Source organism: Ruegeria sp. CDSA021 (assembly GCF_059612325.1).
Map to the genome: position 1 here is coordinate 267,239 of NZ_JBXWQJ010000005.1, position 21,728 is coordinate 288,966.

Annotated in this window: 17 protein-coding genes; 8 read left to right on the forward strand and 9 right to left on the reverse strand. The window is 58.4% G+C overall.

The window, feature by feature from the left end; all coding sequences use genetic code 11:
- Window positions 1-12: 12 nt before the first annotated feature.
- The 7 genes from AC2FLD_RS09130 to xdhA form a co-directional block, all read right to left on the reverse strand.
- Window positions 13-1,086 (reverse strand): BMP family ABC transporter substrate-binding protein, encoded by a 1,074-nt coding sequence (locus AC2FLD_RS09130; RefSeq protein WP_050604172.1) that lies wholly within the window; start codon window positions 1,084-1,086, stop codon window positions 13-15.
- 32 nt (window positions 1,087-1,118) lie between these two features.
- On the reverse strand, window positions 1,119-2,039 hold the full coding sequence (locus AC2FLD_RS09135; RefSeq protein WP_050604173.1) for an ABC transporter permease: 921 nt from the start codon (window positions 2,037-2,039) through the stop codon (window positions 1,119-1,121).
- Window positions 2,039-3,121, reverse strand: a complete 1,083-nt coding sequence (locus AC2FLD_RS09140) for an ABC transporter permease (protein WP_050604248.1) — start codon at window positions 3,119-3,121, stop codon at window positions 2,039-2,041. Before AC2FLD_RS09140 ends, AC2FLD_RS09135 begins: the two co-directional genes overlap by 1 nt.
- 63 nt (window positions 3,122-3,184) lie before the next feature.
- Window positions 3,185-4,702, reverse strand: coding sequence for an ABC transporter ATP-binding protein (locus tag AC2FLD_RS09145; protein WP_496668776.1), 1,518 nt, complete (start codon window positions 4,700-4,702; stop codon window positions 3,185-3,187).
- The gene (gene xdhC / locus AC2FLD_RS09150) at window positions 4,699-5,634 is read right to left on the reverse strand and encodes a xanthine dehydrogenase accessory protein XdhC (RefSeq protein WP_496668778.1); all 936 of its coding nucleotides are present in this window, start codon (window positions 5,632-5,634) and stop codon (window positions 4,699-4,701) included. Before xdhC ends, AC2FLD_RS09145 begins: the two co-directional genes overlap by 4 nt.
- Window positions 5,634-8,036, reverse strand: coding sequence for a xanthine dehydrogenase molybdopterin binding subunit (gene xdhB / locus AC2FLD_RS09155; RefSeq protein ID WP_496668780.1), 2,403 nt, complete (start codon window positions 8,034-8,036; stop codon window positions 5,634-5,636). Before xdhB ends, xdhC begins: the two co-directional genes overlap by 1 nt.
- On the reverse strand, window positions 8,033-9,391 hold the full coding sequence (gene xdhA, locus AC2FLD_RS09160) for a xanthine dehydrogenase small subunit (protein WP_496668782.1): 1,359 nt from the start codon (window positions 9,389-9,391) through the stop codon (window positions 8,033-8,035). The genes xdhB and xdhA overlap by 4 nt, the downstream gene beginning before the upstream one ends.
- Window positions 9,392-9,734: 343 nt before the next feature.
- On the opposite strand from xdhA, the gene dnaE reads away from it, so the two are divergent.
- From dnaE to AC2FLD_RS09175, 3 genes are all read left to right on the forward strand, one after another.
- Window positions 9,735-13,235, forward strand: coding sequence for a DNA polymerase III subunit alpha (gene dnaE, locus AC2FLD_RS09165; protein ID WP_496668784.1), 3,501 nt, complete (start codon window positions 9,735-9,737; stop codon window positions 13,233-13,235).
- An 85-nt stretch (window positions 13,236-13,320) separates the two neighbouring features.
- Complete coding sequence (locus AC2FLD_RS09170; RefSeq protein ID WP_496668786.1) at window positions 13,321-13,539, forward strand: YMGG-like glycine zipper-containing protein; 219 nt, start codon at window positions 13,321-13,323, stop codon at window positions 13,537-13,539.
- A gap of 16 nt (window positions 13,540-13,555) precedes the next feature.
- A complete protein-coding gene (locus tag AC2FLD_RS09175) occupies window positions 13,556-13,924 on the forward strand; it encodes a hypothetical protein (protein WP_050604180.1) in 369 nt (122 codons plus the stop codon).
- Between the two features lie 4 nt (window positions 13,925-13,928).
- Here AC2FLD_RS09175 and AC2FLD_RS09180 read toward each other — a convergent pair whose 3' ends face one another.
- Entirely contained in the window at window positions 13,929-14,123 is a 195-nt protein-coding gene (locus AC2FLD_RS09180) for a SlyX family protein (protein ID WP_496668788.1), read from the reverse strand.
- Window positions 14,124-14,252: 129 nt separating this feature from the next.
- On the opposite strand from AC2FLD_RS09180, the gene hisS reads away from it, so the two are divergent.
- From hisS to hisG, 3 genes are read left to right on the forward strand one after another with little or no spacing between them, the layout of a single operon-like run.
- On the forward strand, window positions 14,253-15,740 hold the full coding sequence (hisS, locus tag AC2FLD_RS09185) for a histidine--tRNA ligase (RefSeq protein WP_496668790.1): 1,488 nt from the start codon (window positions 14,253-14,255) through the stop codon (window positions 15,738-15,740).
- Between the two features lie 3 nt (window positions 15,741-15,743).
- On the forward strand, window positions 15,744-16,832 hold the full coding sequence (locus AC2FLD_RS09190) for an ATP phosphoribosyltransferase regulatory subunit (protein ID WP_496668792.1): 1,089 nt from the start codon (window positions 15,744-15,746) through the stop codon (window positions 16,830-16,832).
- Window positions 16,829-17,518 (forward strand): ATP phosphoribosyltransferase, encoded by a 690-nt coding sequence (gene hisG, locus AC2FLD_RS09195; RefSeq protein WP_496668794.1) that lies wholly within the window; start codon window positions 16,829-16,831, stop codon window positions 17,516-17,518. The genes AC2FLD_RS09190 and hisG overlap by 4 nt, the downstream gene beginning before the upstream one ends.
- Here the strand turns inward: hisG and AC2FLD_RS09200 are convergent.
- A complete protein-coding gene (locus tag AC2FLD_RS09200) occupies window positions 17,515-17,946 on the reverse strand; it encodes a DUF1489 family protein (RefSeq protein WP_496668796.1) in 432 nt (143 codons plus the stop codon). The genes hisG and AC2FLD_RS09200 overlap by 4 nt on opposite strands.
- Window positions 17,947-18,075: 129 nt before the next feature.
- Between AC2FLD_RS09200 and AC2FLD_RS09205 the strand changes: the two genes are divergently transcribed.
- A complete protein-coding gene (locus tag AC2FLD_RS09205; protein ID WP_496668798.1) occupies window positions 18,076-20,358 on the forward strand; it encodes an adenosylcobalamin-dependent ribonucleoside-diphosphate reductase in 2,283 nt (760 codons plus the stop codon).
- 316 nt (window positions 20,359-20,674) lie between these two features.
- Window positions 20,675-21,109: an alpha/beta fold hydrolase gene (locus AC2FLD_RS09210; protein ID WP_496668880.1), complete on the forward strand. Its 435-nt coding sequence runs from the start codon at window positions 20,675-20,677 to the stop codon at window positions 21,107-21,109.
- The last annotated feature ends 619 nt before the right edge of the window (window positions 21,110-21,728 follow it).

Sequence of the window (21,728 nt, forward strand, 5' to 3'; positions counted from 1 at the left end):
TAAGCGCGCAGATTACTGCGGAATTTCGCCTTCCAAACCTTCGACATAGAAGTTCATGCCTGCCAGCGTGCCGTCGTCAGCAGTTTCTCCTTCAGCCAACCAGTCGCTACCGTCCTGCTTTTTCAGCGGACCGGTGAAGGGGTGGTACTCACCCGCAGCCATGGCGGCTTTCAGTGCCAAGGCCTCTTCCTTGACATCGGCAGGAACGGCTTCCGTGATCTCGCCGATTGCAACCATGCCTTCCCGGATGCCATCCCATGTGTTGGCGCTTTCCCATGTGCCATCCATGACGGCTTGGGTCCGCGCAATGTAGTAGGGGGCCCAATCATCGATGATCGACGAGACGCGCGGGAACGGAGCATATTCGCTCATGTCCGAGGCCTGACCAAAGGTGACAACGTTACCCGCCTCTTGCGCAGCTGCCTGCGGGGCAGTCGAGTCGGTGTGTTGCAGGATAACGTCCGCGCCCTGTTCAATCAAAACAGTGGCGGCGTCAGCCTCTTTTGCTGGATCAAACCACGTGTATGCCCAGACGATCTTGAACTCGACATCCGGGTTCACCTTCTTGGCGTGGATATAGGCCGAGTTGATGCCACGGATCACTTCGGGGATCGGGTACGAACCGATATATCCGATGATGTTGGATTTGGTCATGTTACCCGCGATGTGGCCCTGAACAGCGCGACCTTCATAGAAACGGGCCGAATAGACCGAGACGTTGTCGGCGGTCTTATAGCCGGTCGCGTGCTCGAACTTCACGTTCGGGAACTTCTGGGCCACGTTGATGGTCGGATCCATATAGCCGAATGAAGTGGTAAAGATCAGATCGGCACCTTCCAGCGCCATCTGGGTCATAACACGCTCGGCATCGGGACCTTCGGGAACCGATTCAACAAAGACGGTTTCAACCTTGTCGCCAAAGTGATCCTCGACGGCCAGACGGCCCTTGTTGTGTTCATAGGTCCAGCCACCGTCACCCACGGGGCCGACATAGACGAAACCGACCTTGGTTTTGTCTTGCGCAACGGCACCAGTCGCCAGACCCAGTGCGATTGCAGCCGTTGTCAGAAGTGATTTGAATTTCATGTAGTTACTCCCCAAGTTGGTTCAGTTGGCCCCTAGTGTGAGGCATGGAAGATCCGGCCCAATGCGGCAGGTGCGCTGCTCTTGTCGGCCGAAAGGATCACAAGCACAAGGATCGTGATGATATAAGGCGACATTGCCAGATACTCGACGGGGATGGCAACGCCTGCTGCCTGCAAATTAAGCTGCAACACGGTGATACCGCCAAACAAGTAGGCACCCAACAAGGCACGCCATGGTTTCCAGCTGGCAAATACCACCAGCGCCAGAGCAATCCAGCCCACACCCGCGGTCATACCCTCGGTCCACTGTGGCACGCGGATCAGGCTGATATAGGCCCCGCCCAGACCCGCGCAGGCCCCGCCAAACAGGATCGCCATGACGCGGATCTTGATGACCTTATAACCAAGCGCGTGCGCGGCATCGTGGTTTTCACCAACCGCGCGCAGGATCAGACCGACACGGGTATATTTGAGCGTGGCCCAAACCGCTGCGGTCAAAGCGATGCCAACATAGAGGATCGGGTCATGCTGGAACAGGATCGGCCCGATGACGGGAATGTCGCTGAGTACCGGAATGTGGATATCACCCATACTCGGGGGTTTGACGCCCACATAGCTTTGCCCCATCAAAGCGCTGAACCCCAGACCGAACAGCGTCAGTGCAAGGCCGCTTGCCACCTGATTGGCCAATGCCACCTGTGTCAGCAGTACAAACAGCAGCGACAGCACTGCACCACCAATTGCCGCCGCAACAAAGCCTAGCCAGGGCGATCCGGTCTCGACCGAGATGGCAAAGCCACTGATTGCGCCCACGATCATCATACCCTCGACACCAAGGTTTAGAACGCCTGCTTTCTCGACGACCAGCTCTCCGATCGCAGCCAGCAGCAGGGGGGTTGCGGCCACCATCAGCGAGGCAACCAGAAGGACGGGATTGATTTCACCAAGGTCCATTATGCTACCTCGCTACGAGCCGCACGGATGCGGTAGTTGGTCAGAAGATCGAAAGCCAGCAGGAAAAACAGAAGCATCCCCTGGAAAACTTGGATCGCTGCGGCCGGCAGGCCCAGCTTCGACTGCGCGATTTCGCCGCCAATATAGGTCAGCGCCATCAGGCCGCCGGCCAGTAGGATACCCACCGGATGCAGGCGGCCCAGAAAAGCGACGATGATCGCGGTAAAGCCATAGCCAACGTTAAAATCGATGCTGACTACGCCCGAAGGTCCCGAGACCTCGAACATCCCGGCCAGCCCGGCCAGCGCCCCGGACAGGCCCAGACAGAACAGGATCAACCGCGCCGGGTTCACACCCGCGAACTTCGCCGCACGTGGCGCCTCACCCGTTAGACGGATGTGAAAGCCCAGCATGTGCCGGTTCAGCAGCACATACGCAAAGATCACAGCGATCAGTGCTGTCACCACACCCCAATGCATGCCGGACCCGGCGATCAGCTCGGCGTTATGCGCGCTGTCATATTGCTGCAGGTTGCGCGATCCGGGAAAGCCAAAGCCCTCTGGGTTCTTCAAAAGTCCCAGCGAGACCGAGGCCAGCATCTGTTCGGCCACATAGACCAGCATCAGCGACACCAGGATTTCATTGGTGCCAAAACGTACTTTCAGAAAGGCCGGGATCATCGCCCAGAGCCAGCCGCCGAACGCGCCGGAAATCACCATGATCGGGAAGATGTAAAACGCATCCAAAGGATAGAAGGCCAGACCAGCACCAGCGCCAAAGATGGCACCCATGATGTATTGCCCTTCGGCACCGATATTCCAGATACCGGCCCGAAAGCCCAGCGACAAGCCGATGGCAATCAGAACCAAAGGTGCGCCTTTGACCAACAATTGTGGACGGTAGTAGAAGGCAAACTCGCCAAACAGCGGTTCCCAGAAAATAGTGCCAATGGCTTCAATCGGGTTCTTGCCCAGAATGGTAAACAGCACCCCTCCAAACACCATTGTCGCCAGCACCGCCACCAGAGGGGTCGCATAAGACCACGCCTTGGACGGCTGTGGCCGCTTCTCCAATACAATCATCTGCTCAGCCCCCAACATTCTTCATCTTTTCTTAAAAACTCTCGCCGAAGGCGACGCCACGGATCACACATGCGCCACCTCCATGCCATGGGCACCACCCATCATCAGGCCGATCTCGTCCACAGTCAGACCTGTGGTCGGGCGCGGTGCGCTCAGCCGTCCTTCATTCAACGCCGCGAAGCTGTCCGAAATTTCCATCAACTCGTCCAGATCCTGGCTGATGCAGACCACCGCAGTTCCCTTAGCGGCCAGATCCAGAATGGCCTGCCGGATCGCTGCCGCCGCCGCTGCATCCACGCCCCAGGTGGGCTGGTTCACTACAAGAACGTCGGGGTTTTGCAACACTTCGCGACCAATCACGAATTTCTGCAAGTTCCCTCCGGACAAAGACCGCGCGGCATTCTCAGGCCCTGGCGTGCGAACGTCAAAAGCGCTAATAATCTTCTCGGCAAAGCTTTTGGTCTCGGCCCATTTCAGGAAGCCGTTGCTTTCCAGCCCTTCCCGCACCGATCCGGTCAGCAAGGCGTTTTCCGTCAGGCTCATGTCCGGAGCTGCTGCATGGCCCAGCCGTTCTTCGGGCGCTGTCAGCACACCCAGCTTGCGCCGCGCGGTGGGGCCGAGTTTGCCGATCCGTTGACCGTTGAACTTGATCGCATCCGCAGCGGTCAGGATTTCACCCGACAGCACACCCAGCAATTCATCCTGTCCATTCCCGGCAACGCCACCAATGCCCAGAACTTCGCCCTTGCGGACGGTCAAGTGGATGTTCTTCAGCGCCGTGCCGAATTCCGACGGCGACGGCACTGATAGCCCAGTGACATCCAGAGCAACCTCACCAAAGTCACGCCCCGAGCGTTCAGGCGTCTGCAGGGTCGAGCCCACCATCATCTCGGCCATGTCCCGCGCGGATGTCTCGGCGGGCACGCATTCGCCCACATTCTTACCCAGTCTCAGGATCGTCGCGTGATCACACAGCGTCCGGATTTCTTCCAGCTTGTGCGAAATATAGAGGATTGATGTGCCTTCGGAGCGTAGCTTGTTCAGCGTCTCAAACAGGATGTCGACTTCTTGTGGGGTCAGCACGCTCGTCGGCTCGTCCATGATCAGCAGCTTGGGGTCTTGCAACAGACAGCGGATGATCTCGACCCGCTGACGCTCTCCTGCGGACAGATCCCCAACAGTGCGGAACGGGTCCAGTGGCAGGCCATATGCTTCGGACACTTCGCGGATACGTGAGGCCAGATCGCCCATTGGCGGCGGATTCTCCATCCCCAACGCGATGTTCTCGGCAACATTCAGCGCGTCGAAGAGCGAAAAGTGCTGAAACACCATTGCAACACCGTCCGCCCGTGCAGATCGAGGTTCAGGGGGCGCGAAAGGCTGGCCGCGCAACAGCATGGTGCCGCTGTCAGGCTTCGCCAATCCATAGATCATTTTGACCAGTGTCGATTTTCCGGCGCCGTTTTCCCCCAGCAGGGCGTGAACTTCGCCCTCGCCGATGTCGAAAGACACCTGATCATTGGCCACGACGCCGGGATAGGCTTTGGTTAGCCCTTGCAGGCTCAAAAGTGGAGTGGTCACGCGCTCAGGTCCTTCTTCAACTCGTTCTGCCAGGCCGGGCGCAACAGTTGCGCGGCAACGCCAACGGCGATCATCTGCGGGTGTTTGCCCAGGTTCGGATCGCCAATCGGACAGGTTATCCGGCTGATCCGCTCGGGCGAATGCCCAAGCGCCGCCAGCCGCGACCGGAATCGCGCCCATTTCGTAGCCGAGCCGATCAGTCCCGCAAAGCGGAAATCATGCAAAAGCAGCCTGTTGCACAGTTCCAGGTCCAAATTGTGTGAATATGTCAGCACAAGGTGCTCGGCATCGGTCGGTGCGTGTCGGACCAGCTCGGCCGGTTTTACTGCCGGAACCACAGTTACACCCTTGGGAGTGGTGGTCGGAAACCGATCCGGGCCGGTGTCGATCCAGGTGATTGCAAGGTCGGGCAGCGGTGACAGAACATCCACCAGAGCCCGTCCGACATGACCGGCACCCCAGATCCAGAGGTGTCGGGTTGGTTTGTGCACCGGCTCGATCATCCAGCCGTCGACTATCTGGGGTTCAGGAGTGATCCCCTGGCCACGCGCGGTTGCCAGCAATCGTTTGACCGATAACGGCATCTCCCCGCCAGATGTGGCACGCACGATGAGTGTTTCATCCAGCGTTTCCAGCGCCGCGCGGTCATAGACCTCGCTGAGCAACGAAACCGCGCCACCGCAACATTGTCCCATCTCGGGTCCAAGCGCGTGGTGGGTCAGGCGCGAAGCTTGGGTTTGTGCCCGCGCCGCCTCGGCCGCCTGAAATTCCAGCGTACCGCCACCTATGGTGCCGCTTTGCCCGTCCTTCCAGACAAGCATGGCCGCGCCGACTTCGCGCGGGGATGATCCTTTGATCCCGGCAATGACCACGCGGACCACTTGTCCGTGGGTTTTGACTGCCTCCCTCAAAGCCTCCAGATCAAATCCCATCAGATGCCTCCCTTCATCCTTTGGACACCGCGCCAGACTTCTTCAGCGGTGGCAGGTGCGTTGAGTGCAGGGTACATGTCGCCACAGGCTGCCACCGCGTTGGACAGGGCCAGCCATGACGAGATGCCCAACATGAAAGGTGGCTCCCCGACCGCTTTCGAGCGATAGATGGTGTCCTCGCGGTTTGCACCACCCCAAAGCGTGACATTGAAAATGTCGGGCCGGTCGGAGCAGGCGGGGATCTTGTAGGTCGAGGGCGCGTGCGTGCGCAGGTTGCCCTTGCCATCCCAGACCAGTTCCTCGGTCGTCAGCCAGCCTGCGCCCTGCACATAGCCGCCTTCGACCTGTCCGATGTCCAGCGCCGGGTTCAGCGATGCACCCGCATCATGCAGGATGTCGGTGCGCAGGATGCGGTTCTCGCCGGTCAGCGTGTCAACGGCAACCTCGGTTATCGACGCACCATAGGCGAAGTAGAAGAATGGACGTCCGCGTCCTGCGATCCGGTCCCATTCGATTTTGGGTGTCTTGTAGAAACCCGTTGCCGACAGGCTGATCCGGCCCTGATAGGCCAGCGCTGCAGCTTCGGCGAAGGTATAGCGCTCTTCGCCCACCGAAACGTGGCCGTCGGAGAATGTGACGGCAGAAGGATTGGCCTGATGCCGTTCAGCCAGATAGTCTGCCATCCGGTCGCGGATCGTATCACAGGCGGCTTTCACTGCCATGCCGTTCAGGTCACTGCCCGAAGACGCTGCCGTCGCCGATGTGTTCGGTACTTTGGCGGTGTCGGTGGCGGTAATCTTGACCATCTCCAGCGGGATGCCGAAGCGTGAGGCCGCGACTTGCGCCACCTTCTGAAACAGTCCCTGACCCATTTCGGTGCCGCCGTGGTTCAGATGGACCGAGCCGTCCTGATACACATGCACCAAAGCACCGGCCTGGTTCAGGTGGGTCAGAGTGAAGGAGATACCAAACTTGACCGGAGAGAAGGCGATGCCCTTCTTGATCACACTGTTCTCGGCGTTCCAGGTATCGATAGCCGCTTTGCGCGCAGCGTAGTCGCTGGACTTCAGTAGCGCCTCGGTTATTCCGTGCAGTTCGAAATCGCTGATCTCCATGCCGTAGGGCGTCGTGTTGCCACCTGCGGGCAACGGGCGCATGGGGGCGTCCCCTGTCTCTACAGCGCCCCGGCTGGTCAGGTCTTCACGAGGGTCGGGATGGCCCAGAGGCTTTTCGACTGGTGCAGGCTCGGCGACTGCGTGGGCCGGTTCATAGTAGTTCCGGCGGCGCAGCTCGACCGGGTCCAGACCAAGTGCATGTGCCGCGTGGTCCATAACCCGCTCTATACCTACCATGCCTTGCGGCCCGCCAAATCCGCGATAGGCGGTGGCGGATTGAGTGTTGGTTTTCAATCGGTGGCTTTCGATCCGCGCATTGGGCAGCAGATAGGCATTGTCCGAATGCAGCATTGCGCGGTCGGCGACGGGCAGGGACAGGTCCTGCGCCCAGCCGCAGATCGCATAGTGGAGGAAAGACACGCCCTGAATGTGGCCATTCTCATCGAACCCGGCCTTGTAGGAAATTCGGAAGGCATGGCGCTTGCCGGTGATGATCATGTCATCGTCGCGGTCATAGCGCATTTTGCAGGCTTTGCCTGTGGCGCGCGCGGCAACGGCACAGGCAACGGCCAATGCGTTGCCTTGACTTTCCTTGCCACCAAAGCCGCCGCCCATACGGCGGGTTTCAACCCGGATGGCGTGCATCGGAACGCCCAAGGCATCCGCAACCTTGTGCTGTATCTCAGTCGGGTGCTGGGTCGAGCTGTGCACCAGCATATCCGCGCCTTCATTTGGCACCGCCAAAGCGGCCTGGCCTTCCAGATAGAAATGCTCTTGTCCGCCAAGCTCAAACGTGCCTTCGATGACGTGCGCCGCGCCTGCGATGGCGGCGTCCGCATCACCTTTGGCGTAAATGCGCGGTCCGTCCTCGAACCGGCTGTCAGCGGCAATCGCCTCTTCGACGGTCAGGATCGGTGTGTCTTCGGCATAGTCGATTTTGCCCAGACGGGTGGCCTTGCGGGCGGCCAAATGGCTGGTTGCGACAACCAGAAACACGGGCTGGCCGATATAGTGAACCGTGCCGTCTGAGAGTAATGGCTCATCATGGATCGAGGGTGAGACGTCATTGGCGAAAGGCAGATTCTCGGCCGTCATCACCATCACGACACCTTCGGCGGCCTTCACATCCGATAAGTCCATCGCGGTGATCTTGCCCTTTGCGATCGGGCTGAGGCCAAATGCCAGATGCAGCGTGCCCCTGGGCGTCGGGATGTCATCCACATACCGTGCTGAGCCGGACACATGCAGCGGCGCCGCATCGTGTGGGAGGGGTTTGGTTACACTCATGCCGACACCTCCAGCACGTTGGTGATCTCACCCTGGTCTTCGAGGAAATAGCGTTCCAGCATCGCTTTGGCCGTCTCCAGACGATAGGTGGCCGAGGCGCGCATGTCCGTGAGTGGTGCGTAATCGTCAGCAAAGGCAGGGAGCGCGGCTTTAATGGCGTCGCGTGTCCAGGGTTTGCCGATCAGCGCGGCCTCGACATGGGTCGCCCGTTTCGGAACTCCGGCCATGCCGCCGAAAGCGATACGTGCCTGTGTGACGCTGCCGTCCGAAACCGTGACATTGAAACACCCGCAAACGGCCGAGATATCCTGATCGAACCGTTTGCTGAGTTTGTAAGCCTTCAGCCTGTCGGGCTGACGCGGGAAGCTGACGGCTTCAACGAATTCACCCGGTGTGCGGTCTTGCTTGCCGTAGTCAATGAAGAACTCGTCCAAGGGGATCGAGCGCCGCTCGTCACCCTTGCGCAGATGCAAGGTTGCACCCAGCGCGATCAGCGCAGGAGGATTGTCCCCGATAGGCGAGCCGTTGGCGATGTTGCCGCCGACGGTCGCTGCATGTCGCACCTGTACGCTGGCGTAGCGCCGGATCATTTCGGCGTAGGAAGGGTGCAGGTCAGCCAGGGCCTCTCCCATGCGGTTCATGTCGACCATGGCGCCGAAGCGGACTTCGCTTTCAGTGATGGCGATCTGTTTCAGATCTTCGCAGCGGTTGAGGAAGATCACAGGGTCCAGATCACGCAACTGTTTGGTGACCCAAAGGCCAACGTCGGTTGCCCCGGCAATAAGTGTCGCATCAGGGTATTCAACGTACAAAGCAGCCAGTTCATCTGACGAACCTGGTACTAGCCGTGCATCGGCTGCGGGGACAGGCTCATCTTTGACCCAAACAGGCACGGGATGTTCTTCTGCGGCCTCGGCGGCACGGATAATCGGGGCATAGCCGGTACAGCGACACAGGTTGCCGGCAAGCTGGGTGTCGTGATCGGTCGCGCCATTGGCGTGGCTGGCGACCATCGACATGACAAAACCAGGGGTGCAGAACCCGCATTGAGATCCGTGCAGGTCTACCATGGCCTGCTGTACCGGATGGGCTTCGCCATTGGGCCCGCTTGCGCCTTCAACAGTGCGGACGGCTTTGCCATGCAGTTGAGGCAGGAACAGGATGCAGGAATTCAGCGCCTTGTGGCCGCCTTCATCCGTGACCATGACGGTACAGGCACCGCAATCGCCTTCGTTGCAGCCTTCCTTGGTGCCGGTCAGGCCGCGATCCTCGCGCAGCCAGTCCAGCAGGGTCGCCGTAGGATTGACATCCGCCAGCTCCACTGTCTCTCCGTTCAGAAGAAACGTGATATTCATTCGAGAAACCCGTCGCCTTACCCTGTTGCGCCCTTTAGACCCTCCTTCGATGCGACGTAGAAAGAGCGGCGGGCGAATAGCTTGCCGTAAGATGTTAGAAACAGTGCGGCTTATCTGGCAAGAAAAACTGCCTCTGTGATGCACCATTGGAAACGCACGGCATGTGATTTTTGTCTTCGTGTAGAAGGCAGGCGCTTGTAAATAAAGAGCTTTTTGAATACGTCAGCCGATCAATCCCGAAGCACCTTCTGGAAAAGCCGAATAATCAGCATCGATTTTTTGTGCATTCCGAAGCTACGGTTCCCGCTTTTGCAGAGCGTCTGGCTGAGATAGCTTGGTCCGTATGAGCAGTAAACCACGATTCATTCACCTCCGCGTTCACACCGAATACTCCCTTCTGGAAGGCGCCGTGCGGCTTAAAAAGCTTCCTGCGCTTTGCGAGAAGATGGAGATGCCCGCCGTTGCGGTCACGGACACAAACTCGATGTTCTCGGCTTTGGAGTTCTCGGTTACAGCAAGCGGTGCGGGCGTGCAGCCGATCATGGGCTGTCAGGTTGATCTGACCTTTGTGCAGGCGCAGCCCGGCGAGAAACCAAGAGCGCCCGCACCGTTGGTTCTGCTGGCGCAGTCCGAGGTCGGGTATGAAAACCTGATGAAGCTGAGTTCGTGCCTGTATGTGGACAAGGGTGGACAGCTGCCACAGGTCTCTTTGGACGAGCTGGCAGATCGGTCCGAAGGTCTGATCTGTTTGACTGGCGGTCCGGACGGGCCGGTGGGCTTGTTGTTGCAGCAGGGCCAACGCCCTGCAGCTGAAATGCTGTTAGATCGTCTGGCGGGAATGTTCCCGGATCGGCTTTATGTCGAACTTCAGCGCCATCCGGGCGAGGACGGTCAGCCAGAAGCAGAACGTTTGACCGAGCGCGGCCATATCGAAATGGCCTATGCCAAGAACCTACCGCTGGTTGCCACGAATGACGTCTATTTTCCGACCTCGGACATGTATGAGGCGCATGATGCGCTGATCTGTATCTCGGAAGGTGCTTATGTCGACCAGCAGGAAGGTCGCCGCCGCCTGACTGCGCAGCACTATTTCAAATCGCAGCAAGAGATGGTGACGCTGTTTGCGGACCTGCCCGAGGCTATTGAGAACACTGTCGAGATTGCCAAACGTTGCGCCTTCATGGCTTATCGCCGTGATCCGATCTTGCCGAAGTTCGCGGATGATGAGGTGGCCGATCTGCGCCGCATTGCGAACGAAGGTCTGCAGAAACGTCTGGCTGTGATCCCGCACGCGGTGACGCCTGAAGCGTATCAGGAACGTCTGGATTTTGAGCTGGGCATTATCGAAGGAATGGGCTTTCCTGGTTACTTCCTGATCGTTGCCGACTTTATCCAGTGGGCCAAGGATCACGATATTCCGGTAGGACCGGGGCGGGGCTCGGGTGCGGGGTCTCTTGTGGCTTATGCGCTGACGATCACCGACCTTGACCCTCTGCGCTATTCGCTGCTGTTCGAGCGGTTCCTGAACCCCGAGCGGGTCTCGATGCCCGACTTCGACATCGACTTCTGCATGGATCGCCGCGAAGAGGTGATCCGCTATGTTCAGCAAAAATACGGCCGTGACAAGGTGGGACAGATCATCACCTTTGGTGCGCTGCTGTCGAAGGCCGCCGTGCGCGACATCGGGCGGGTGTTGCAGATGCCCTACGGGCAGGTGGACCGCCTGTCCAAGATGATCCCGGTTGAGGGGGTCAAGCCGGTTTCGATTGAGAAAGCGCTGAAAGATGAACCGCGCCTGCGTGAAGAGGCGCGGAACGAAGAGGTGGTGGATCGTCTTCTTACTTATGGCCAGCAGGTCGAGGGATTGCTGCGCAACGCGTCGACCCACGCAGCGGGGGTGGTGATCGGGGACCGACCGTTGGACGCGCTGGTGCCACTGTATCAGGACCCACGCTCGGACATGCCAGCAACCCAGTTCAACATGAAATGGGTGGAACAGGCCGGGCTGGTGAAGTTCGACTTTTTGGGTTTGAAAACCCTGACTGTGATCCAGAACGCGATGGATTTGATTTTCAAATCCGGGCGGCATCTGCATATCGCGGCAGATGGCACTGAGCTTTATGAACCCGCAGAAGGGGCCGAGAACGAGATCAACGCCATCCCGCTGGATGACGAGGCGACGTATAAGCTCTACTCAGCGGCCAAGACCGTGGCTGTGTTCCAGGTGGAATCCAGCGGCATGATGGACGCGCTCAAGCGGATGAAGCCCACCTGTATCGAAGACATCGTGGCCTTGGTGGCGCTGTATCGTCCGGGCCCGATGGAAAACATCCCGACCTATTGTGAGGTCAAGAACGGGCTGCGCAAGATCGAGTCCGTGCATCCTTTGATTGACCACATCCTTGAGGAAACTCAGGGCATCATCGTTTACCAGGAACAGGTGATGCAAATCGCGCAGGTCATGGCGGGATATTCGTTGGGTGGTGCCGACCTGTTGCGCCGCGCGATGGGTAAGAAGATCAAAGAGGCCATGGATGCCGAGCGTCCTAAATTTGAAAAGGGCGCGGGCGAGAACGGCGTGGATGCCAAGAAAGCCTCTGAGGTTTTCGACCTGCTCGAGAAATTCGCCAACTACGGCTTCAACAAGTCCCACGCGGCCGCCTATGCGGTGGTCAGCTATCAAACTGGTTGGCTGAAGGCGAACCACCCGGTCGAGTTTATGGCGGGTGTCATGAACTGCGATATCCATCTGACGGACAAGCTGGCCGTCTACTTTGAAGAAGTCCGCAAAGGGTTGGAACTGCCCTATGTGCCGCCATGTGTGAACCGCTCGCTATCGACGTTCGACGTTGTGAACGGTGAATTGGTCTATGCGCTGGGTGCATTGAAAAACGTAGGCGTCGAGGCGATGAACCTCGTGGTCGAGGGGCGGGCGGAAAAACCGTTCGTCAACCTGTTCGACTTTGCGCGTCGAGTGGATCTGAAGAAAGTCGGCAAACGCCCGTTGGAAATGCTGGCGCGGGCCGGAGCCTTTGACGAGCTCGACAAAAACCGCCGCCGCGTGTTCGAAAGCCTTGACCGGCTGGTCCAGTATTCGGCGGCGATCCATGAACAGAAAAACTCCAACCAAGTGTCTCTGTTTGGTGAGGCCGGTGACGACCTGCCCGAACCACGCCTGTCGCCGACGCCGGATTGGCTGCCTGCCGAGCGCCTCAGTGAAGAATTCAAGGCCATCGGTTTCTATCTGTCCGGTCACCCGCTGGACGACTATATGCCCGCTTTGAAGCGTAAAAAGGTTCTGACGCTGGATGAGGTGATGGACAAAGCCCGCTCTGGCCCGCTGATCGCCAAAATGGCCGGAGTAGTCGCCGGACGGCAGGAACGGAAATCGGCCAAGGGCAATCGCTTTGCTTTTGCGCAGCTCTCGGACCCAACCGGGGCCTACGAAGTCACGCTGTTTTCTGACACGTTGGAGAAATGCCGTGAGTTTCTGGAAACGGGGGCTCAGGTCGTCCTGACCGCCGAGGCGACGATGGAGGCAGATCAGCTCAAACTGCTGGGTCGGTCAGTCGGACCTGCGGATTCGCTGGTGGCCGAGGCCGGGGCAACCGGGTTGCGCATTTTCGTTGATGAGGCGCAGGCATTACCAACCGTTGCCAAAGTGTTGGAAGACGCCGCGACCGCCGCCAAGGGCGCAGCGCGGGGTCCAATCCAACTGCTGTTGTTGGACCCAAGCCTGCCGGGGGATGTTGAAATGGATCTGGGGCGCGAGTTTCCGATCAACCCGCAAATCAAGGGCGCGATCAAATCGCTAGAAGGCGTGATGACTGTGGAAGAGATCTGACACCGCTTTGTTGCCAGACAGTTAACCCCTCGTTAGGCTGACCAGACAGAGATGTCTTTGGGTCATGCCACGGGAGGGCGTTGATATGACGATAGCAGGTCTCAAGTTCAGAAAATTTGTATTTGGAGCCGCCGCGTCGCTGGCTCTGGTTTCGGCCTCAGCCGGACTGGCGGACGACAAGAAAAAAGAAAACACGATCAAAGGCGCTGTAATTGGCGCGGGTGTCGGAGCCCTGATCGGTGATGGCAAGGGTGCTGCAGCAGGGGCTGTGGCTGGTGCGCTGATTGGTGCGAATTCTAAGTGAGTGAAGGAGCAACAAGATGCGTTTTAGTCCGCTGAAAGTGATTGTCGTCGCCGGAATGCTCACAAGCCCTGGCTTGGCGTTTGCCGACGAAGAAGCCGAACAGATGATGCAAGAGGCACTGCCGCTTATGTATCACACCTGCACCACGGTCATCGAAGAGGCCGATGGGAACGAAGAATACATTCTGGACGTTGTCGGGAAGATGACGGCCCTGTCGTTGTACAACCGTCAGGTCGATATCGAGGCGCATGCCACGTCGGATGAGGATAAGGCCGCTCTGCGCGAGACTTTTCTGGCTGCTTTGAAAGACGGCTGTGCTGGTGACGAAAACGCCTTGTTGGGTGGTGTTGTGGACAATGCGGTGAAGACGACGCTGGGGCTGTAAGGCTTTAGTAGTGCGGCGGCTGTTCGTCACCAAAGACTACGCCGCCCGATCCTTCCTGCGCACGTTCTGCTTCACGCTGCAGCAGCAATTCCACCCGGCGGGTCAGCCGGTCGATGTCCGACTGTTGTTTGGTCACGACCGTGTTCAGCTCGTCCACGGTACGGGTCAGATGTGCGATCTTTTCTTCCAGATGCTGCATTGGAAACTCCTGTCTTGCGCCGGTCATAGCGACCCTGTGCCGCCATGGCCAGAGAAAGCGCGCCTTGCCCCGATGCGGGCCATGGGATAGACCGCGCGCGGAACAAGGACACTCCCAAGGACGCCCCACATGGCCAAGCCCAAGAAACAGCCCCGCCCCAAGGCCGTCACGCCGAAAGGGTTCCGTGACTATTTCGGCGAGGAAGTCACGCAGCGCACCGAGATGCTGCGGACGATTGCGGGCGTGTATCATCGTTACGGGTTCGACGCCTTGGAAAGCAGCGCGGTCGAGACGGTCGAGGCACTGGGCAAGTTTCTGCCCGACGTGGATCGCCCGAACGAAGGCGTCTTTGCGTGGCAGGAGTTTGACGAAGGCGGCAACGGCGACTGGATGGCCCTGCGCTATGACCTGACCGCGCCTTTGGCCCGTGTTTATGCGCAGCACCGCAATGACCTGCCGACGCCTTATCGCCGCTATACGATGGGCCCGGTCTGGCGGAACGAAAAGCCGGGGCCGGGGCGGTATCGTCAGTTCTATCAATGCGATGCGGATACGGTGGGTACAGCCTCGATGGCTGCTGATGCCGAGATTTGCGCGATGCTTTCGGACACATTGGAGACCGTGGGTATTCCACGTGGCGACTATCTGGTGCGGGTCAACAACCGCAAGGTTCTAAATGGTGTGCTCGAGGCGATGGGTCTGGGTGAGGACGCCGCCGCCCGCGACAATGTTCTGCGCACCATCGACAAGTTCGACAAGGTGGGTGAGGCCGGTGTACGGGAGTTGCTGACCAAGGGCCGTCTGGATGCTTCTGGTGCATTTATTGACGGCGTGGGCCTCAGCGACGATCAGGCCGAGCCGGTGATTGCCTTCCTGACCTCCAAGGCCGCTGATACTGCCGGAACGCTGGCCAACCTTCGTGCTGCTGTGGGCAATAGCAAGATCGGTGCCGACGGAATTGCCGAGTTGGAACAGATTGGTGCCTTGCTGGATGCGGGTGGCTATGGTTCGGACCGGATCGAGATTGATCCCTCGGTCGTGCGCGGCCTGGGCTATTACACTGGCCCGGTTTACGAGGCTGAACTGACATTTGAGATTTTCGACGAGAAAGGCCGCAAGCGGCAATTCGGTTCTGTCTCTGGCGGCGGGCGCTATGACGATCTGGTCAAGCGCTTTACCGGGCAGGAAGTGCCTGCGACCGGTATCTCGATAGGCGTTGATCGCCTACTGGCCGCGTTGCGCGAAAAGGGCAGGCTGAGTGCGCAAGCCACCGGCCCCGTTGTTGTCACCGTCATGGATCGCGACCGCATGGCCGACTATCAGGCAATGGTGTCGGAACTGCGCAATGCAGGCATCCGCGCCGAGGTTTATCTGGGCAATCCCAAGAACTTCGGCAATCAGCTGAAATATGCGGACAAGCGGAACTCTCCAATCGCAGTGATCGAAGGCGGCGATGAGAAGGCGAATGGCATCGTGCAGATCAAGGATCTGATCCTGGGTGCCAAAATTGCCGAAAGCGCCACGCTTGAGGAATGGAAGGAACGCCCCAGCCAGTTCGAAGTGCCGCGCGATGAACTGGTCGCCAAAGTGCGCGAAATTCTGGACAGTCAGGACTGAGCGATGCCCAACCGTTCACAGATACAGGCTCGCGCCGCAATGATGCGTGTCCGGTTCGAGGCTGCGGGCGCTCAGGTGGTGGACACGCCCCTGTTGCAACCGGCAGAAACGTTGCTGGATCTCTATGGGGAAGACATCCGTGCCCGCGCCTATGTCACGTCCGATGCGTTGCGGGGCGAACAGATGCTGCGTCCGGATTTCACGTTGCCCGTGGTGCAGATGCATATGAGCGACGGGGCTGAACCCGCGCGCTATACCTATTCCGGCGAGGTTTTCCGGCGGCAGGAACACGACCCGGACCGGGCCAATGAATACATCCAGGTTGGCTATGAGGTGTTTGACCGGAACGATCCTGCCGGAGCCGATGCCGAGGTCTTCTCGCTCTTTGCCTTGCAACTGCGCGGCTTGCCGCTGCGCGCAGCCACTGGGGATATTGGTATCCTGACTGCCGCTGTAGCTGGGTTGCGCACGACCGAGCGTCGCAAGGCCGCACTGATGCGCCACCTTTGGCGGCCGCGCCGGTTCCGGGTGTTGCTGGACCGGTATGCGGGTCGGGCGGCAGAGCCCGAGTTGCGGTCCGATCTGCTGAATGCCACTGACCCGATGGCGTTTGACGCGCCGATGATCGGTAAACGTCGGGCCTCGGAAATCGAGGCCCGGATCGAAGCTTTGCGCGAGGATCGCGACACCCCACCGATTTCTGACAGTGAGCTTGTTGGCTTGGAAACGCTGCTGAACGTGCGCGAAACCATGCCCTTTGCTCTGGAGCAACTGCGCGACGTCGCGGTGGATTTGCCACAGATCACCCCGGCGCTGGATCGGCTGGAGGCGCGCGTAGCCGCGTTACAGGCGCGCGGTGTTGATGTCGCGCGTTTGGATTTCGAGGCCGCTTATGGCCGGACCTCGATGGAATATTACGACGGGTTCGTTTTTGGCTTTTATGCTGCGGGCCGACCCGATCTGCCTCCGATCGCGACCGGCGGGCGCTATGACGCGCTGACCCGGCAATTGGGCAATGGGGCCGAAATCCCGGCTGTTGGGGGCGTACTGCGCCCCGATCTGATGCTGGAGATTGAGGAGGGTGCAGAATGAGCCTGAAACTGGGCGTGCCCTCGAAGGGCCGGTTGATGGAAAAAACGTTCTCGTGGTTCGAAAAACGCGGCATTACTTTGTCCCGCAGCGGATCAGACAGGGAATACGCTGGCAGGGTCGAAGGGATCGAAGGGGTCTCACTGGTTCTGCTTTCTGCCGGTGAAATCCCGCGCGAACTGGCCGCGGGGCGAATTCATCTGGGCGTCACCGGGATTGATCTGGTGCACGAGAAACTGCCGCGTTGGGAACAGCAGTTGGAAGAGATCTCGCAGCTTGGGTTCGGCAAGGCTGATCTGATCATCGCAACTCCGGCCTGTTGGGTTGATGTCGATACGCTTGATGATCTGGATGCGGCGGCTGCGGCGTTTCGTAAGACCCATGGCCATCGTCTGCGGATTGCCACTAAGTATCACAGGCTTGTGCGCGAGTTCCTGACTGATTCAGGCGTGGCCGATTACACGCTGGTCGATAGCCAGGGCGCGACCGAAGGCACGGTGATGAACGAGACTGCCGAAGCGATTGCCGATATCACCTCGACCGGAGAAACCCTGCGGGCCAACCACCTGAAGATTCTTTCAGATGGTCTGATCCTGCAATCGCAGGCCACGCTGTGGCGCAGTCGGGTCCCGAAATATGACGCGGCGAAGAAAGCGGTTCTGTCAGAACTCCTTGATCGGCTGCGTTAAAGCACACCGATTTCCGCAAGCGCGCGGTTAAGGTCATCGGGCAAAGCGTCGTCCTGCGCGCGCCCTTCGGGCAGGTCCGCAGGTGTGTCCTCGGGTTTGAGGTAACGCCAGCCCTGGAACGGGCGTTTCAGGGCCGTCTGCGTGCGATGTACTTCGGGGTCCAGCACGATGGCACAGCGGCGGATGCCGTCCTCTCCGATCACCTCATCCAGCCGCAGGATGCGCTGACGACACTGGATCACGCCTTTGATCACCCAATAGATCGATCCGCCGTTCAGAATCTCGGCCTCGCGTTTGGGCCACATGCGGGTCACATGACGCGGGCAGCCATCCTGATACAGCGGAATGCGGCTGTCTTGCCAGGCCATCAGCGTATCAACACTTTCCGATCCGACGGACAGTTTTATGAGGTTTACGTACTTATCCACAGCTTTCCCACAGAGTCGTCCCAAGGCCCATCTTTATATTGTAGCTTGTAGCGCGCAGTCATCAAGGTGTTGTGGTGTTGGGGTGATTTGGGGTACTCTGGATACCTCTTTCAGAACAGGGAATCACCAATGAGCCGCTTTGCCGCCCCCATCGCCGAGCAGATCTGGGACATGAAATACCGTTTCAAACAGGCGGATGGCACGCCCATCGATCAAACGGTGGAAGACAGCTGGCGACGCATCGCCCGCGACCTTGCGCGGGTCGAAAAAGACCCTGCGCATTGGGAAGAAGAATTCTATCAGGCGCTTGAGGATTTCAAATACCTGCCTGCAGGGCGGATCACGGCAGGTGCAGGAACCGCGCGTCAGGTGACACTGTTCAACTGCTTTGTCATGGGCACTGTCCCCGACAGCATGGGCGGCATCTTCGATATGCTGAAAGAGGCCGCGTTGACCATGCAGCAGGGTGGCGGGATCGGGTACGATTTCTCGACCATCCGACCGCGTGGCGCCGATGTGAAGGGCGTTGCAGCGGATGCCTCTGGCCCACTGAGCTTCATGGACGTGTGGGACGCCATGTGCCGCACGATCATGTCCGCAGGCTCGCGCCGTGGGGCGATGATGGCGACCATGCGCTGTGACCATCCCGATATCGAACAGTTTATCACTGCCAAATCCGATCCGGCCCGTCTGCGCATGTTCAACATGTCGGTGCTGGTGACTGATCCGTTCATGGAAGCCGTCAAAGCCGATGGACCGTGGGAGCTGGTGTTTGGCGACAAGGTTTACCACACCGTTCAGGCACGTGATCTGTGGAACAAGATCATGCAGGCCACCTTTGATTTTGCCGAGCCGGGCGTGATCTTCATCGACCGCATCAATCAGGCCAACAACCTGAGCTACGTTGAAACCATAGCCGCCACCAACCCGTGCGGTGAGCAGCCTCTGCCGCCTTATGGCGCGTGCCTATTGGGCTCGATCAACCTGGCGCGTTTGGTTGCAGACCCGTTTGAGGATGCAGCCCATCTGGACGAGGAGGCATTGCAGAAGCTTGTCGCCAAGGCTGTTCGGATGATGGACAACGTGGTGGATGCCTCGAAATTCCCGCTGGCGGAGCAGGAGGCCGAGGCCCAGGACAAGCGCCGTATCGGTCTTGGCGTAACCGGTCTGGCAGATGCGTTGCTGATGCTGGGTCTGCGCTATGGTTCGGACGAGGCGGCGCGTCAAACCGAACGCTGGTTGCACGCCATCGCCCGCGCCGCGTATCTGGCGTCGGTCGACTTGGCGAAGGAAAAAGGGGCGTTCCCCTTGTTCGACGCCGAGAAATACCTGGCCAGCGGTACGATGCTACAGATGGATGAGGATGTGCGCGACGCAATCCGAGACCATGGCATCCGCAATGCGCTTCTGACTTCGATTGCACCGACCGGGACGATCTCTTTGTACGCGGGCAATGTGTCGTCAGGGATCGAACCGGTTTTTGCCTATGCCTATACGCGCAAGGTTTTGCAGAAAGACGGATCGCGGACCGAAGAAGAGGTCGTGGATTACGCGGTGCAGATGTGGCGTGACAAGTTCGGTGATAAAGCGTTGCCGGACTACTTCGTCAACGCGCAAACTCTGTCTCCGTCCGATCATGTCAAGATGCAGGCCGCGGCGCAGAAATGGATCGACAGCTCGATTTCCAAGACGATCAACTGCCCCGAAGATATCAGCTTTGATGCGTTCAAGGACGTCTACATGCAGGCTTGGGATCAGGGCTGCAAAGGTTGCACGACCTACCGTCCGAATGATGTCACCGGTTCGGTCCTGACCGTTTCGGAAAGCGATGACAAGGTGCCAGGAGAAAGCGCGGATGCACCCCATGAGGTCGATGGCGGAGACGTGATTTACATGTCCGAGCCGCTGGACCGTCCGCAGGCATTGGAAGGGTCCACTTACAAATTGAAATGGCCCGATAGCGAACACGCGATTTACCTGACCATCAACGACATCGTCATCGGAGGCCGTCGTCGCCCCTTCGAGGTGTTCATCAATTCGAAGAATATGGAGCACTATGCCTGGACGCTGGCACTGACCCGGATGATCTCGGCCGTGTTCCGGCGTGGTGGGGATGTGTCCTTTGTGGTCGAAGAGCTGAAGGCCGTGTTCGACCCGCGCGGCGGCGCTTGGGTGCAAGGGAAATACATCCCGTCGATTCTGGCCGCGATTGGCGGTGTGATCGAGCAACACATGATCAATATCGGTTTTCTTGAAGGCGAGGGGATGGGGCTGAAATCTGATCCTCAGGCGCAGGTCGTCAATATGGACGCCCCACGCGGCAAGGCTTGCCCATCCTGCGGTCAGTACGACATGGAGATGATCGAGGGTTGCATGACCTGCCGCAGTTGCGGGCATTCCAAGTGTGGTTAATCCAGCTACTGTATTTGTTGCGCTTCATGAAATGACCCATAGATCTCCCATTTCGTTCTTACTCGTGTACATTCCCTTCACATTGCACGTGCATTATGCCAGGTGTTAGGGCATCCGTAGAATGAAGTCTGGGAGCAGTTGTAGGTCGTCTCCGAGCGCCACCTTTCCTTGATTTTGATGTGCCCTCAAACGAGGGCGCATCGAGCGTTGGATTAAGGTTCTCGGCCCACTGATGCCGTAAAACTAAGCGGACCGGTGTTCGCCGTGTTCAGCGCTCTGTGACCAAATTATTGTGCTTGGGTTTCCACTCATAGTGGTGCATGGCTCGTCGCAATCCGCTCAAATGTTCTCTGCCCAGTTCGAAGCCTTCTGTAAAATTCGTACAGTTATCGCACTGGATTGGCGTGGGAACGTTGAATCACAAAAGACCGAATATGGTTACCGAATATGTCGATTTGCTAAAGATCTATATGATCTTGTCAAAGAATATGGGCTTACTGAGTTTGATATTTTAGGTCACTCTTTGGGAACATCGGCTCTCTGGTCTTATATGTCGATGTTTGGCCATGATCGCCCACCTCGGAAACTTATCTTTGTTGATGAACCCGCTTCACTCCTTGCCAGACCAAATTGGAGTGCCAGGACTCGCATAGATGCTGGAGCCATTATCAGTTCGCTGGAAGCGCTTGCGCAGTTTACTGACAGTGTCATCCATGCAGATTCCGGCACCACGCATGCGGATATTCTGTGACCTATGTTCACGTCAGAATTTCCCGAAGATAAACTCCTTTCGGTAGCTGCTGAAAATCTTAAATTCCCGCGGATGTATGCTGCTAGCCTTCTCGAGGACAACTGTCTTCATGACTGGCGCAGCGTAGTCAGGCAAATACAAAATCCGGTCCTTGTTGTTGCTGCGGAAGGTAGTCCCCATCCACTGGAATCTCAACAATGGATAGTCTCACAAACCTCGGGTGCGAAATTGATCGTCATCCCGAAAGATGAGGGTGGAAGCCACTTCATGTTTGTGGAAAATCCGCATCGATTTAAGGGTTCTGTCTCTGAGTTTTTCGAGACCTCCTAGCCCACCTTCGGGCCGCGCCTTGGGTGCTAAGTTTTAGCAAGTGGCAAGGCGAGCTCCAAAGCCCTTGAAGCGCAGGAGGCAACGAAGTCTCAAGATCTGACAAACTAAAGTGTATGCGGCCTAAACCTAGTGTTTAGAAGGGCTGATTGGTCACATTCTCGCCGTCAATACCCCTTCCAACGGAAAGCCGAGCGTGCAAGCGAATGCGCATTGAGTGGGTGACGCTGGGTAATTCAACCCTCGCGCGCGCATCAAAGAGCTTTAGCCAGATGGGGCAGAACACATGCAG